This window comes from Wolbachia endosymbiont of Zygogramma bicolorata (assembly GCF_051130665.1).
Lineage (GTDB): Bacteria > Pseudomonadota > Alphaproteobacteria > Rickettsiales > Anaplasmataceae > Wolbachia.
The window spans coordinates 1215159-1229483 of the sequence record NZ_CP149530.1 but is presented as its reverse complement, the minus strand read 5'-3'; the positions used below and the strand labels follow the sequence as shown (position 1 = coordinate 1229483).

Here is a 14325-nt window from a genome sequence, read left to right as displayed (position 1 = left end):
CGTGGGATTGTGTTAGCTATAGGGTGTGGGGTGCAGGAATAAGTTTGTTTCTTTTTGCATTTGTAATTTTCTAGAAAGCCCTATATTCTTTGGCTTTATCCGGTCAAAATGAACATGAAGTCAAAGCATTATCCTGATACAGTAAGTAGTCCTGATTTTTCGTCGTTAGAAAAAGAAATCATAAAATTTTGGCAGGAAAATAAAGTTTTTGAGCGGTCAGTTGGAGAACGTTCCAAGGATAATTGTTTTGTGTTTTATGATGGGCCTCCGTTTGCAAATGGACTTCCACATTATGGACATTTACTCACTGGTTTCATCAAAGACGCATTTGCAAGATATCAAACTATGCTTCAAAAAAGGGTTGAACGTAGATTTGGTTGGGATTGCCATGGATTACCGGCTGAGATGGGTGCAGAAAAAGAACTTGGAATATCTGGTAGAACTGAGATAGAAAAATTCGGCATTGAAAAATTCAATAACCATTGTCGTACTTCTGTAATGAGATTTTCATCAGAGTGGGAAAAATATGTCAATAGGCAGGCAAGGTGGGTGGATTTTCATAATGACTATAAAACCATGGATAAATCATTCATGGAGTCGGTCATGTGGGCATTTAAACAGCTTTATGATAAGGGTCTAGTGTATGAATCAGTACGCGTTGTTCCATATAGCTGGGCGTGCGAAACTCCATTATCCAATTTTGAAACAAGGCTTGATAACGCGTATAGAGAAAAGACTAGCAAAGCTGTAACTGTTGCATTTGAGCTTTTAGAAAACCCACAGCAGTTTAAAAGTGTTAAACAAAAATGTAAATTACTTGCTTGGACTACAACTCCTTGGACTCTTCCTAGCAATCTGGCATTGGCGATAGGAAAGGACATCAAGTATTGTGCAGTGTCAGTCCACTCTTTGGTGTCATCCCAGCGCGTGACGCTGGAGTCTATTTCTGGATCCCAGTGTCTAAGCACTGGGATGACAGAAGTTAATGAAAGGAGTTCAGCGAAGAGTGAAATTTATATTTTCGCTGAAAGCTACCTAGAAAAATTTATTAGCCACTCTGAACAAAACAATATTCCATATGAAAACTGCAATATAAAACTTAAAGCGAATGATCTTGCAGGCCTTTCCTATAAGCCGCTGTTTGATTACTTTAAAGATACAAAGAATGCATTCCGTGTTTTTGTTGCTGATTATGTTACAGGAGAAGATGGTACTGGCGTTGTACACACTGCTCCTGGATTTGGTGAGGAAGATTTTTACCTTTGCCAAAGCCATGATATTCCAGTTATTTGTCCAATTGATAACAGTGGAAAATTTACTGCTGAAGTTTCAGATTTGGCAGGGGTTCATGTTTTTGATACCAATGATACAGTAATAAAAAAATTGAAAGAACAAGGAAACTGGTTCAAAACTGAACAATATATTCACAATTATCCACACTGCTGGAGAACTGACACTCCTTTGATCTATCGCACTATGCCTTCTTGGTATGTTGCCGTTACAAAATTCAAAAGCAGAATGGTAGAGCTAAATAAGAGAGTTAATTGGATACCAAACCACATTAGAGATGGTCAATTTGGAAAATGGCTTGAAGGGGCACACGACTGGTCAATTTCACGCAATCGATTTTGGGGTACTCCGATTCCTGTGTGGCAATCAGATGATACAAGATATCCAAGAGTGGATGTATATGGTTCGATAGAAGAACTAGAGCGAGATTTTAATGTTAAAGTAGATGATTTGCACAGACCATTTATCGATACTTTAACGAGGCCAAATCCTGATGATCCAACAGGAAAATCAGTTATGCGTCGTGTGCCTGACGTATTTGACTGCTGGTTTGAATCTGGCTCGATGCCATTCGCACAAGTCCACTATCCGTTTGAAAATAAGGAGTGGTTTGAAACTGCAGATTTTATCACTGAATACATAGCGCAAACCAGGGGGTGGTTTTATACGCTCTTTGTATTGTCCACTGCTTTGTTTGATAGGGAACCATTTAAGAACTGCATATGCCACGGTGTTGTTTTGGATGTAAAAGGGCAAAAATTGTCCAAGCGTTTGAATAACTATGCAGATCCAATGGAGGTTTTTGATAGATACGGTTCTGATGCACTGCGTTTTCTTATGCTTTCTGGATCTACTGTTTGTGGTGGTAATTTGCTACTCGATAAAAAAGGAAACTCAATACGAGATGTTCTGAAAAACGTAATAAAACCTATTTGGAACAGTTATCACTTTTTTACCATGTATGCAAATGCAGATGGAATTAAAGCTGAAGTTTGTAAGGATTATCAAAGTACTATTGATCGCTACATGATTTCCAAATGTTTTGAAGCTGTAGAAAGTATCCAAACTTCTATGAACAGCTATAACTCCCAAGAGGCTTGCAAAATTTTGATGAACTTTTTTGAAGTGCTAAATAATTGGTATATTCGTCGCAGTCGCGAGCGTTTTTGGAAAAGTGATTTGGATCAGGATAAAACTGATGCTTATAATGTTCTATATACGGTTTTTTATTACATGCTAAGAGCTGCAGCCCCTTTGTTGCCACTTATAACAGAGAATATATGGCAAGGGCTTAAGTATGAAGAAACATCTGTTCATTTGGCTGATTTCCCACAATTAGAGAAGTTTGATAGTCAGCTCATTGCCAAAATGGATCTAGTGAGAGAGATATGTAACTCTGCACTCTCTATTAGAAACACTTTTAATATACGTATCAGACAGCCACTTGGCAGTATGATCATTTATCATCAGTCTTCCTGTAGTTTTCTTGAAGGTGAGCCGTTTTCTGTCATCCCAGTGCGTGACACTGGGATCCAGTGTGCTGAAAACTCAAATGAGTACCAAGAGATGATAAAAGATGAGGTAAATGTAAAAAAACTGAAGTTAGTAAACAGACTTGAAGATATTGCATCACTAGAGTTAAAACTCAACTTCCCTGTGCTTGGAAAAAGAATTCCGGAGAAGATTAAGACACTGGTTCAATATGTTAAACAAGGAAAGTGGAAACAAGTTGAATCCGGTGTCATCCGAGTAGCTGACACTGGGATCCAGACGCAGATTCCAGCGTCACGCGCTGGAATGACAGAAAGAGGTCTCATATTTTTGGGGGACGAGTCAGAAAATTATATCATAGAAAAAGGCGAATATGAACTATTATTAAAAGCAAACAGTGAATTCTCCTCTGTATTTGATAACAACAAAGGGGTTGTTATCCTAAACACTACTTTAAATGATGAATTGATTCTAGAAGGGCTTGCAAGAGATGTAGTGAGGCTCATTCAGGAAACTAGGAAACAAGCTGATTTTCATATGTCCGATAGAATCAGAGTAATAATCAAAACAGAAGATGAGAAAATTAAGGAAGCAATAAATACGTGGATTGAATATATAAAAGAGCAGACCCTTGCCTTATCTTTGGACATTAATACAGAAATTGGAACTAACTTTTATTCTAAGGAATATCAGGATTTAAATGTTAGCATTGAGCGTTAGATTTTTAATAAAGTTGCAAGATTGTCAGTATTTATGCTATACTTAAGGTAATTGGATAAGGTTATGGTATGAATGCTGTTGTAGGTTGTGAGGAAGTTGTTGACTTAAATAACAATAGTGGTGATTTAGATGCATTAAATGGACAACCTAATTTACAAAGAGAATCTTTTGCTACTTCAGAAAAACAGGAAGGACCTGTTGCTACTTTGGAAGAGCAAGAATCTGTTAGTAATTTAAAAAAAATAGGTGCTGATTTTAGCATTCCACTAAGTATATTTCATTATAAAGGTTACGGCTCCGATTTTTTTACTTCCTGGTATAATATATCAAGCGAAATATTTAAGGAAATAAACAGAGCTTGCCTGGAGAAGAAAGTATTAAATTCAGCTCTATCAGTTTTAATGTTTCCTTATGTTGCTTCTGTTGCATTGGGGTTAGTTATATATAAAACAAACAGTAAAACACAAACCAGTTCAGAGGAAAGTAAAACAAAAAAGAGTGAGGTAAGTACAGCAAAAAGATTGGCATATGGCGTTCTTGCTGCAATTGCAATTCTTGTTGATATAGCTGTGCTTATAGCCTTAATTATTCCTGCAACACCCGCCTTAGCTACTTTTTATCTTACAAACAGAAAGTTATCTCATTCTTTGGTTGCTGCTCTAAAAATAAGTAATGGGTTATATCAGAATGAACACCAGAATATTGAAGTGTCTTTTCGTGAAATAGATGCTGGTAAGTCAGACATTAAGTGGGATATGGAAGTTAAGTTTCCACCGCAATTTGAACAATTACTTAGAGATTTATATGAAGATAAAGATGGTAGTTGGTTTAATGTTGCACGTGATTCAGAACATAATACCATACTGAAATTATCAGCTAATATCAATTTAAAAAACGGCCTTAGGCCTTTACGTAATGAGATCAAGAATGTGCTTGCAATTTCGATTCAGGAATTCGCAAAGACTATGGAAGAGCTAATGAAGCTAGAAGGAAAAGATATTACATATGATAAGCTGAAGGAACTGTTGAACGAATTCAGACTGAAAGTGGTGGATAGTGTAGATTCTAAACTGGTGAATTACTTAATACAAAATGCTTATCGAGTTGCTTTTATACAAGCAATTAAATTTGCACAAAAAAGAAGAGAGGATTTTTCATTAGAAGATGCGCTAAGAGATATATTCGTGAAACAAGAATTGGAGAGCCAAGGTAAGGAATTGCAGACTGAAAAGGAAATGATACTAGAAGATCTAAAAAAAGCAGGAGCAAAAGTACCAGATGACTTGGACGATAGAGGGCTTCCTATGTTTAAAGCAAAATGGAAACAGCTTATAAAAGAAGGGAAAATAGCTGAAAGGACAATAATTAATACTTATGAAGATATGTACCCTCAAGAAACAAAGAAAGCTCTAGATAATGCTGAAAGAGAGATTAAGGATTTAAGAGAAATAGGACAGAAAAGATATAATGGGATATGTGAAAAATTAAAAGAGATGCATAAAAATAGGAAAAACGGTAACTTAAAAGATGGTGCTTTAAAAAGGAAATTAGAAGATCTTTTTAAATTTGAATATGATGGTCAAAAAGTTGAGGAAAGGCTAATAGAATCGAGAATAAGGACTATTCAAACTCTACTGGATAAGTCAGATAAAAAAATAAAGCAATCTTTAGCAGAAGATTTTAGTGAATTAAAGGAAACAAGGACTTCGGATAAAGTGAATGACTTTATAGAGAAGATGTATTTAGAAATAACAAGATGTAGAATTCAAGAGTTATTTGAAAAGCAAGGGGAAAGTATAAAGAATGTAGAAGATAATAAGGACATGCTATTCAATGGAGAAGATGAAAAACGTCTAGTAAACAAGATTGTTTCTTATCGAAAAGAAATTGGAGAATATTTTACGCAACCTACAAGACTGAAGGAAATAATAGGAAAGCAGAATGAGGATTTGGATGTTGAGAAAAATAGTAAAGAAGAGAAATCTTCAAGTATGGAGTTAATAGAGTTATGCTTGCGAAATAACCAAGAAATTTTAGAAGCATTAGAACAATTAGAGTTAAAAAAAGAAGGATTGTTGATAAATGAAGAAACAAAAAATGATTATAGAGAAGAACTGGAATCTCGCGAAAAAATAAAATTTGCAATAATAGAAGATGAGTTGTTGGAGGTGCTCAAGCAAGAAATTTTTGATGAAAAAGAAATCAAGGAGTTATTAGAAAAAGCAGAACTAGAATACTTTTTAGCAGAAAAACGCATGAAAGGTCCTGTAGTTGAAATAAAGAATAATATCAAACACTTTTGTCAAGATTTATTGTCTCCTTTAATAAATAGGTTGGTGGAAAATATAGTAAATAATGTACCAAAAAGCGATAAGAGTTCATGGCTGCAACCTATAAAAGCTATTCAGACAGGCTTGGGATATATTAAAACAGGTCTTGCCGTTGCAATGTATGGGGATGAGAGCACAGAAGGAAAAGCGTTGAGTGTGGCACATGATACTCATAAGGAAATAGAGACATTTCTTCAACATTTTCATTCAAATTATGAAGGATTTGGAGCTTTTTTAGGCAATGTGTTTTCTGATGATGGAGAGACATTTAAAAATGATGTATGGCCTAAAGTAGAAGAGCATTTGCGTGGAATGTGGAATAGATTTTTTAAGGATGTTGAATTCAAGATTGGGAATAGATTGGATGAAGTAAGTGTGACACAGCAAAAGCAGAACACTAGTAACCGTTCACGGAGATAAGGTGGTTTACAAAGTAAGTATAAAAGTGTAAAGAGATAGGAAGCTAAATATGGAATGGGTAAATGACAACAGTGCTGCAAGAAAAGGTTGTAGCAGAAAACGCTAATCTCAAGGAAGAAATAAAAGCACTGATCAGAGAAAATGATAGCTTGAAAGCAAAAATAGTTGAATTAGAAGACAAATTGGGCTTAAATTCGCAAAATTCATCGCTGCCACCATCACGAGATATATATCGTAAGAAAGCAAAAAAGAAAAGTGATAAAAAACCAGGAGGTCAGCCAGGACATAAGGTGCATAAGCGTGAATTAATGGCTGCAGACGAGGTAGTGAGATGCACAATTGATACAATTTGTATGTGTGGAGGTAAGATTACTTTAGAAGATGAAATTATTCATCAGAAGGCAGAGTTGCCAGAAATTAAGCCAATTGTAACTGAGTACAGGTTGCAAAGAGGACATTGTAGAGTATGTAATAAAAGAATTACAGCAAATTTACCCGAAGGTGTTGCAAGAGATTTTCTAGGACCCAATGCTAAAACAGTTATAAGCAGCCTTAGCGGCTTTTTTATTAACTCAAAAAGAGAGGTACAGCAAATTTTGGGCAGTATTTTTAATCTAAATATAAGCCTTGGTTTAGTCTCAAATACTGAACGCAGGGTATCGAAGAAGTGTGCATCTGAATATGAGAAAATGAAGGAAGAGTTGCAAGGAAGCGAGTATTTGCATATAGACGAAACAGGGCACAGAAATCAAGGAAAGAGAGGCTGGAGTTGGGTAATAACAAACAAAGCGTTGACACTTCTGAAGGTAAGCGAGTCTCGTGGTAAGAAGGTGTTGAAGAGTTTACTGCCAGAATATGATGGTATATTTGTGAGCGATAGATACGCTGTATACAATTACTTCAATCGTGAAAATAGACAGATATGTTGGGCACATCTGGCAAGAGATTTTGAGAGATTTGCCCATAGTAAAAATGTTGAAGTGAGCAAAATTGGCCAAGCACTAAAATCGCTCAGCAATAAGGTGTTTGTAGTAGATAAGGCAAAAAAACAAAATTTGATAGATAATTTGAGATTTTATCGACTGGTGCGAAAAATTCGGAAAAGGGTAAAACATTTTTTACGTAAAATGACGAGGGTTGCAAATAGCACTCAAGCTTCAAGAATGGCCGCTAAGATGTTACGATCTGAGGATATGATGTGGAAGTTTTTAAGAAAACCTGAAGTGATAGAAACAACTAATAACCTTGCAGAACGGCAAATTAGACGGTACGTAATTTATCGTAAAAACAGCTTTTTCACCTGGTCAGAACGTGGAGAAAGATTCGTGGAAAGAATGTTGTCGATATTTTTGACATCACGTCTCAATGGCCAGAACCCCTTTCAAAAGCTACAGAATCTAGTAGCTGTCACTGCTTAGTTCTTTAATTCATTCTCACAATCCGTGAACGGTTACTTGGTGGCTGATCCATTGTTTTCACAATAGGCCTCAATCCAAATTCCCATGTTAACGTTTCCAGCTCCCGCCTCGTCAAACGCAGCATGCGGTTTTCCCGCACTACGCTTTCCTAGCAGATTCTTTACCAAAGTTTATCACATATTGTACTGGTGATGCTTTCGGTTTGTAATACCTTATTCTGTAGTCTGAATATAGACCCAGCGTTTTGTATATCCATTCGCTACTCCACTTCTTCCACCCAAACCCTTTCTTTGCTTTCCTGGCTCGCATTAAGTTGCGTCTTACCTTCTTTTCCACCCAATGTTTTACGTAATTGAACTTTCGACCAGAGTTCCCTATCCTAAAGTAGTTTACCCACCCTCTCAATATCGGATTGATGTCATGTATCACTCTTTTTATCGGTTGCGATTTATAGCGCCGAAATATTTCCTTCAACTTGCGTAGCAGGTTTGTTCGTGCTTTCATCTGCGGTGTTTTCCTGACATTCCATTTTCCTTGTCTTGTGATATTCTCTTGAAAATCAAACCCTAGGAAGCTAAATGTTTCTCCTTTCTTTAGGTTGATAACTTTTGTCTTTTCTTCATTTACGCTCACTTCTAGTTTTGCTAATTCTTCTTCCAACCTTCTGTATACTGCTCTTTCTAGCCATTCCCGTTTCGGGTGTTCACTAATCAGTATCACTAAATCGTCTGCCCATCTGGCATATTCCATACGTTGGTACTTTCCTTCTTTGGTCACCTCTTTTGCTTTCTCCAACATTTTATCTACCTCATTTAGGTATATATTGCTTAGTAGTGGCGAAAGTGGTGATCCTTGTGCTATTCCTCGTTTTCCTCCTGTTTTGAGGATTAGCTTAATCATGCGCATGATTTCTTTGTCATTTATTCTTTTGGCAATCTTTTCCATCAGAATATGATGTCGCACATTGTCGAAGTAGGATTTCAGATCTACGTCAATTACTTTTGTATTGCCTTTGATTGCTGCTTCCGTTACTTTTTGTACTGCTTCATGCGCATTACGCTTAGGTCTATACCCGTATGATCCTTTTTGGAAGTCTGATTCGAATATCGGTTCAAGTATTAGCTTCAGTGCTGTTTGCACTATTCTATCCCGGATGCAGGGTATGTTCAACTTTCTGAATTTTCCTCCAGATTTTGGTATTTCCTTCCTCCGGTTCCTATTTGGGCTATAGGTCTTGGTTATTAGTTCGTGTCTTATTTGTTGAAGATACTTTTCTAAGCCTTCTGCCTCTATCGATTCGAATGTCATCCCATCTATTCCTGGTGCCCCATTACTCTTCTTTGTTAGCTTATATGCTTCTTCCAGTGTCTCCATCTTACAGACGTGAACATAGATTCCCCAGAATCGCCATTCCGGTTCTGCTTTCGCTTTGATATATATCTTTCTTCTCAGGTCTTGTAATTTTATTGGCATTTTTATCATTTTTACCTTTACCTTCCTTTTGTTAAAAGATTTCTACTAGCAGGGTGCCTTTGCTCCATGAGCGTTACCTCACTTCTTCACTACTACGCACCCATCTGCCACCCTCTCATCTTCAGTTCACTTCCTGTTTTCCAGTTATAGAACCTACCTCTCCAAGGTATTTCTCCTTGGGATGAGGAGGGCTTCTCCAGTTGCTTTGTATGTCCTCATTGCCATGCCGTTACTAATACCAATTCCTAAAAATAAATAGAGGAATAAAGAAAAATTTCTAAAATAGAATAATTTAAGAATTAGTGGGGAGTTATGGCAGGAAAAAGTAAAGCAATAGGAGAAGAATTATATAATAAGTGTAACCTGGAATTAAAGAAGCACGGCATAAGAGGAGAGATAGGAAGAAGATTACAGGCAATAATATCTGCAAAAGAATATGGAATAACAAAAGTTGCTCAAATATACCGAATTACTAGAACTACATTGATGAAGTGGATTACAAGATTTAAGGAAGGAGGAGTCAATGCGTTTAAAATACAACCAGGACGTGGAGTAAAGCCGAAGTTGAGCTACAAGCAGCAAGAAGAAATTAAAAATGTCATAGCAGAAGAAGGAGCCAACCTAACGGCTAAGAAATTAAAAATCATAATTGAGAAAATGTTTTCTATTGAGGTAAGTAAGTCTACAGCACATAGACTGATGCAAAAGTTAGGTTTTTCGTATATTACTCCAAGGCCTGTGCACAATAAACAGGATAAAAATAAACAAGAAGAGTTTAAAAAAAAATCTTAATGAAACTATTGTCACGTATCCCGAAAAAGAGCTATTTTTCTTCGATGAGTCGCGGTTTGGCACACATTCAAAGATTGGACACGGGTGGTTTAAAAAAGGCATTAGGACACAGGTTAAGGTAAAATTAGGTAGGCAAAACTTTTATCTCTATAGTGCAGTTAATCCTAGAAATCGAGAGAGTTCTAGCTTATTCGTACCAAACGTCAATACTGATTGTATGAATATATTCCTTGAGCAGATGTCACAATATTTAGGAACAAGGGAGGCATTTCTTGTTGTGGATTGTGCAGGATGGCATAGATCCAAAGGTTTAAAAATACCACAAAATATTACCTTAATCTATTTACCTCCATATTCACCAGAGTTAAATCCAGTAGAGCGTTTATGGCAATATTTGAAAGACAATCTCATTAAAAATAGAATATATGACTCTGTTAGTTTATTGGAGGATACTGTATGTGCATTCATTCGTAATATTACGGAAAGTTCGATCAAAACCATTTGTTCTGTGAGTTATTTGCCTATTTATTTATGAGATTTGGTATAACACCCCGCTGAAGTAGACCTATCGTTTCATTCGTTTTTCGTCTGGTCTATTCTGTCTTCGCCAGTACCAAGATGGCTCGACCTTCAGAATATTCCTTTCGAGGCAATCTGTGTATTCGCTTTCGCTACGGCCTGGTAATTCGCCATTATCCTACGATAATGTTGTCGGTAGGCTTCAACATTTTGGTTTCCCTCCATGCTGCTACCCAAGCTACAGGATTCCGACTTTTATCCTGGTAGGTCTATCTCCTACTGAACAATACTTGCCTTCTCTGGACGCACTTGGAACGGAAAAAAATAAGAATATCCTGATCCACTTTTTGAACGATATTTTAGGGTTTACTGAGATAAATGCAATACAAGAAGTTGAGTTTCTTAGCACTATTATGGATCCCGAAGTTGCCTCTGATAAACAAAGTATTGTTGATGTTCTCTGCAAGGATTCTCATGGAAATAGATATATAGCAGAAATGCAGCTCGCTAGAGACAAGGGCTTCGAAAAACGCGCTCAATTATATGCCGCTAAAGCCTACTCAAGACAATTAGATAAATCTGGCAACTACATTGATTTAAAGAAAGTCTTCTTTATTGCTATATCAAATTGTAACTTACTTCCCGAAGAAGTTGATTATATTTCTACTCACAATATACGTGATATAAAAACTAACGGCCATTACTTAAAAGATTTTCAATTTATCTTTATAGAATTGCCCAAATTTTCAAAAAGTAAAGTAGAGCAGTTAGAAAGTATAGTAGAAAGGTGGTGTTTCTTTTTTAAATACGCAGAAGAAACAACAGAAGAGGACTTAAAAGAGATAGCAGAAAAAGCGCCAATAATAAAGCTAGCATATGATGAATTAGACAAGTTTCGTTGGAACGAAAAAGATTTAGTAGCTTACGAAGAAAGAATAATGGATCTACGGAAAGAAGAAGCCATTCTTGAATACAGACTTGATCTTGCTGAAGAGAAAGGTATACAAAAAGGTATAGAGAAAGGAAAAATTGAAGGGAAAATTGAAGGGAAAATTGAAGGGAAAATTGAAGGGAAAATTGAAGGGAAAATTGAAGTCGCAAAAGCAATGCTGGCTAATAATGTTGATGTCAACACTATTGTCAAGTTTACAGGCCTTTCTATTAGTGAGATTGAAGAATTAAGTGGAAATCTGTGAACGGTTACGGATTGATTGGATTACCACAAAAAAACTCCTTTCTTTCTCTCCATTTTTTCTGGGTAAGGTCATGGTGCTGGTACAGGTCCTATAGCTGACCCAAGCAACACGTCATACCGCGATTTATTCGCAGTATCTCAGCATAGATTCCACTAACTAGTAGCGGAATGACGAATTTGTCGTTTTTCAAATCGTCGGTAAACCTAAAAAAGTTTGCATCATATGCAGCAATAGCCATAGGGTCTGTAGGGCTTATAGCTAGTATCACAGCTCTTAAATATTGTCCTAGTTTACCGCCTTTGATCGCAGGGGGGATGATTGGCTCTATGCTCCCGCTAGTTGCGTGTACGCTTGTTGGCATTTTATTGCTTATAGATAGAAGCTCTCTCGATAAAATATACGGTAATATATATGACCAAAAAAAAGATAAATGAAAAAGCTGAATTGTTTGATAAATTGAGTAAGTGTGTTTTACCTCTTATAGCAGGGGCTGTTGTTTCTTTTGGAGTTGGAGCAGGTTTAGCTGCCCTTGGCCTTGAATCGCCCCTAGCTATAGCCGTCTTAGCTGCAGTAGCATGTAAAGTTATTATGTCACTTTTTAGTGCAATAACTGAACGCTCTTCTTCTCCACCAACACCACCAAGTGACCATCCTGGTCCTGATAGCAAAACTAAATGCCCTTCTTCTCCACCGCCAGGTATGATCGGCCATGGCATGAGAGTTGATGGTGTAAATGGTCATAATTCTATAGATCACCAAAAAGAAAGAGAATGTGAGGGCAAAGCAAGTACTGGAAGAAAGTGTTCAACATACGCCACCCGCAAAAAGCCTATAGATAAGGAACAGGGTGAAAAGGAGTATCTTAGCCTTTTAGAAGAAAACCAGTTTGTAAAAGAATTAGAGGATCACTTTGAAAGAATAAGCAATTTGAAAATAGAAACTGAAAGTGGAGAACAACCAGGTAGCTCGGTTGACAGCGGTGTGAAAGTTAATGGTGCTAGTGCAGGTTGTGTTCCTAGCCCTAGTCATTAGTCAGTTCTTTCCATCCAAGAATCATTTTATTGGCTTGCCTCAATTTTTCAACAGAAGGCAAGTCTTCTGTGCTGAGTGGTAGGCGGACAGTTTGATGTTCTATAAGACCAATATCATGCAAAAGTGCTTTAGTGGGTATTGGGTTGCTGGCAATAAATAGAGCTTTGCAAGCTTGTTGCCAGATATCTGTTGAACTTTTCATGTCATTTCCTGTCATTTGAGGAGTTGTTTTTTTTCTAGTTACGTGCTGGAATGACAGTAGGCATTGCTTAACATATTCATGTGCTACATGTGGCCAAACATTGGAAGCAACGGAAACCAGACCAGCCGAACCATAAGCGGCCATATCGGATATCATATTATCATCTCCGCAAAAGACCTCAATATTTGGAGCAACTTTCTTATACTGAGCTAAAGTATCAACGGTGCCACTTGAATCTTTGATAGCCCAAAATTTTTCGTGGCTGGATAAGTTGCGTACAGTTTCAGCGTGAAGACTCACTCCTGCTCTCGATGGAATATTGTAAAACATAGCCGGCACATGTGCTTTCTCAAGCAGCTTTTCAAACCATAAAGTCTGCCCCATAATTCCGGGCTTTGCATAAATGGGAGTTGTCATTAGATAGCCATGAATAGGCATACCCTTGCAAAAATCAAGCCATTCAAGAGTTTGATATAGATTCACTCCTGGTACACCAATTATAATTTTCGTATTTAATTTTAGCTTACATACAAATTCAACTAATGTACACTTTTCAGAATCAGTAAGCGATAGGCCTTCACCTGTGCTACCCAGTAACACTACGCCATTTTCAGCTTCAGCTTGTATTGTAAGTAAACGCTGCAAACTGCGGTAATCTATGTCATCCCCATTGCAATTAAAAGGAGTAACACAAGCAGTCCATAAAAATGTAAATTTCAATTTAAATTGTTAAAATGGTATTTCATCGTCGATTAGTTCATCTTTTATATCGTTGTCAAAACTTTCGTGCTTATTTTTTTGTTCTGTTTCATTTTGCTTGTATTCACTTGGCTTGTAATCGGAATTTGGCCGCGAATCCAAGAGAGTAAGAGCGCTATTAAAATTATATAGAACCACCTCTGTTGTGTATCTTTCACTACCGTTTTGGTCAGTCCATTTTCTAGTTCTCAAAGAACCTTCAACATAAACTTTACTGCCTTTGCGTGCAAAATCTTTGACGATTTTTACTAATCCTTCACTAAAAATTACAATATTATGCCATTCTGTCTTTTCAGAGCGCATACCGGAAAGTTTGTCAGTCCAACTTTCAGACGTGGCTATTGAAAAACTTGCCATCTCTTTTCCATTTTGTGTAGTCCTAATTTCAGGATCTTTTCCTAAATTACCAACTAATATGACTTTGTTTATGGTACCACCAGACATAATTATGCTCTAAATAAATCCCTTTATTATCTTATGTGAAAGTACTATTGTCAAATTTAATTAAAAGTGCGCTTGGAGGGATTCGAACCCACGGCCTTTGCCTCCGGAGAGCAACGCTCTATCCAACTGAGCTACAAGCGCATATATAGCTACCCACCCGCGGTATCTATGTTGAGATCCCGCTAACGAGCAGCGGGATGACGGTTTTTCAAATTGTCGGTAAACCTAAGTCACTTTGG

Annotated in this window: 9 protein-coding genes and 1 tRNA gene; 6 read left to right on the top strand and 4 right to left on the bottom strand. The window is 37.0% G+C overall.

The window, feature by feature from the left end; genetic code table 11:
* Positions 1 to 114 precede the first annotated feature (114 nt).
* The 3 genes from ileS (at position 115) to tnpC (ending at position 7669) form a co-directional block, all read left to right on the top strand.
* Positions 115 to 3501: an isoleucine--tRNA ligase gene (ileS, locus tag WKH12_RS05800; protein WP_434732664.1), complete on the top strand. Its 3387-nt coding sequence runs from the start codon at positions 115 to 117 to the stop codon at positions 3499 to 3501.
* A 68-nt stretch (positions 3502 to 3569) separates the two neighbouring features.
* The gene (locus WKH12_RS05795) at positions 3570 to 6251 is read left to right on the top strand and encodes a hypothetical protein (protein WP_434732228.1); all 2682 of its coding nucleotides are present in this window, start codon (positions 3570 to 3572) and stop codon (positions 6249 to 6251) included.
* A gap of 62 nt (positions 6252 to 6313) precedes the next feature.
* On the top strand, positions 6314 to 7669 hold the full coding sequence (gene tnpC / locus WKH12_RS05790) for an IS66 family transposase (RefSeq protein ID WP_434732010.1): 1356 nt from the start codon (positions 6314 to 6316) through the stop codon (positions 7667 to 7669).
* A 138-nt stretch (positions 7670 to 7807) separates the two neighbouring features.
* Here the strand turns inward: tnpC and ltrA are convergent, their stop codons facing one another.
* On the bottom strand, positions 7808 to 9151 hold the full coding sequence (gene ltrA, locus WKH12_RS05785; RefSeq protein ID WP_434732173.1) for a group II intron reverse transcriptase/maturase: 1344 nt from the start codon (positions 9149 to 9151) through the stop codon (positions 7808 to 7810).
* A 303-nt stretch (positions 9152 to 9454) separates the two neighbouring features.
* Here ltrA and WKH12_RS05780 point away from each other — a divergent pair.
* The 3 genes from WKH12_RS05780 (at position 9455) to WKH12_RS05770 (ending at position 12681) form a co-directional block, all read left to right on the top strand.
* Positions 9455 to 10469, top strand: a protein-coding gene (locus WKH12_RS05780; protein WP_434732220.1) for an IS630 family transposase whose coding sequence is annotated in 2 segments (ribosomal slippage) — positions 9455 to 9919 and positions 9921 to 10469 — 1014 coding nt in all. Because the reading frame shifts where the segments join, the coding sequence is not laid out codon by codon here.
* A 241-nt stretch (positions 10470 to 10710) separates the two neighbouring features.
* Positions 10711 to 11649 (top strand): Rpn family recombination-promoting nuclease/putative transposase, encoded by a 939-nt coding sequence (locus tag WKH12_RS05775; RefSeq protein WP_434732663.1) that lies wholly within the window; start codon positions 10711 to 10713, stop codon positions 11647 to 11649.
* Positions 11650 to 12060: 411 nt separating this feature from the next.
* On the top strand, positions 12061 to 12681 hold the full coding sequence (locus WKH12_RS05770) for a hypothetical protein (RefSeq protein ID WP_434732227.1): 621 nt from the start codon (positions 12061 to 12063) through the stop codon (positions 12679 to 12681).
* Here the strand turns inward: WKH12_RS05770 and dapA are convergent.
* The 3 genes from dapA to WKH12_RS05755 all read right to left on the bottom strand — a co-directional run bounded on the left by dapA (position 12671) and on the right by WKH12_RS05755 (position 14227).
* The gene (gene dapA, locus WKH12_RS05765) at positions 12671 to 13603 is read right to left on the bottom strand and encodes a 4-hydroxy-tetrahydrodipicolinate synthase (RefSeq protein ID WP_434732226.1); all 933 of its coding nucleotides are present in this window, start codon (positions 13601 to 13603) and stop codon (positions 12671 to 12673) included. The two genes, WKH12_RS05770 and dapA, sit on opposite strands and share 11 nt — an antisense overlap.
* Positions 13604 to 13612: 9 nt before the next feature.
* Positions 13613 to 14086 carry a single-stranded DNA-binding protein gene (gene ssb, locus WKH12_RS05760; protein WP_096616007.1) on the bottom strand — a complete coding sequence of 158 codons (474 nt, stop codon included), beginning with the start codon at positions 14084 to 14086 and terminating at the stop codon, positions 13613 to 13615.
* A gap of 67 nt (positions 14087 to 14153) precedes the next feature.
* Positions 14154 to 14227: transfer RNA gene (locus WKH12_RS05755), tRNA-Arg, on the bottom strand.
* Between the last annotated feature and the right edge of the window lie 98 nt (positions 14228 to 14325).

Bases quoted from the DNA above. Each gene is read 5' to 3' on its own strand.
- ileS (WP_434732664.1), top strand. From the start codon at position 115: ATGAAGTCAAAGCATTATCCTGATACAGTAAGTAGTCCTGATTTTTCG.
- WKH12_RS05795 (WP_434732228.1), top strand. From the start codon at position 3,570: ATGAATGCTGTTGTAGGTTGTGAGGAAGTTGTTGACTTAAATAACAAT.
- tnpC (WP_434732010.1), top strand. From the start codon at position 6,314: ATGACAACAGTGCTGCAAGAAAAGGTTGTAGCAGAAAACGCTAATCTC.
- ltrA (WP_434732173.1), bottom strand. From the start codon at position 9,151: ATGATAAAAATGCCAATAAAATTACAAGACCTGAGAAGAAAGATATAT.
- WKH12_RS05770 (WP_434732227.1), top strand. From the start codon at position 12,061: ATGACCAAAAAAAAGATAAATGAAAAAGCTGAATTGTTTGATAAATTG.
- ssb (WP_096616007.1), bottom strand. From the start codon at position 14,086: ATGTCTGGTGGTACCATAAACAAAGTCATATTAGTTGGTAATTTAGGA.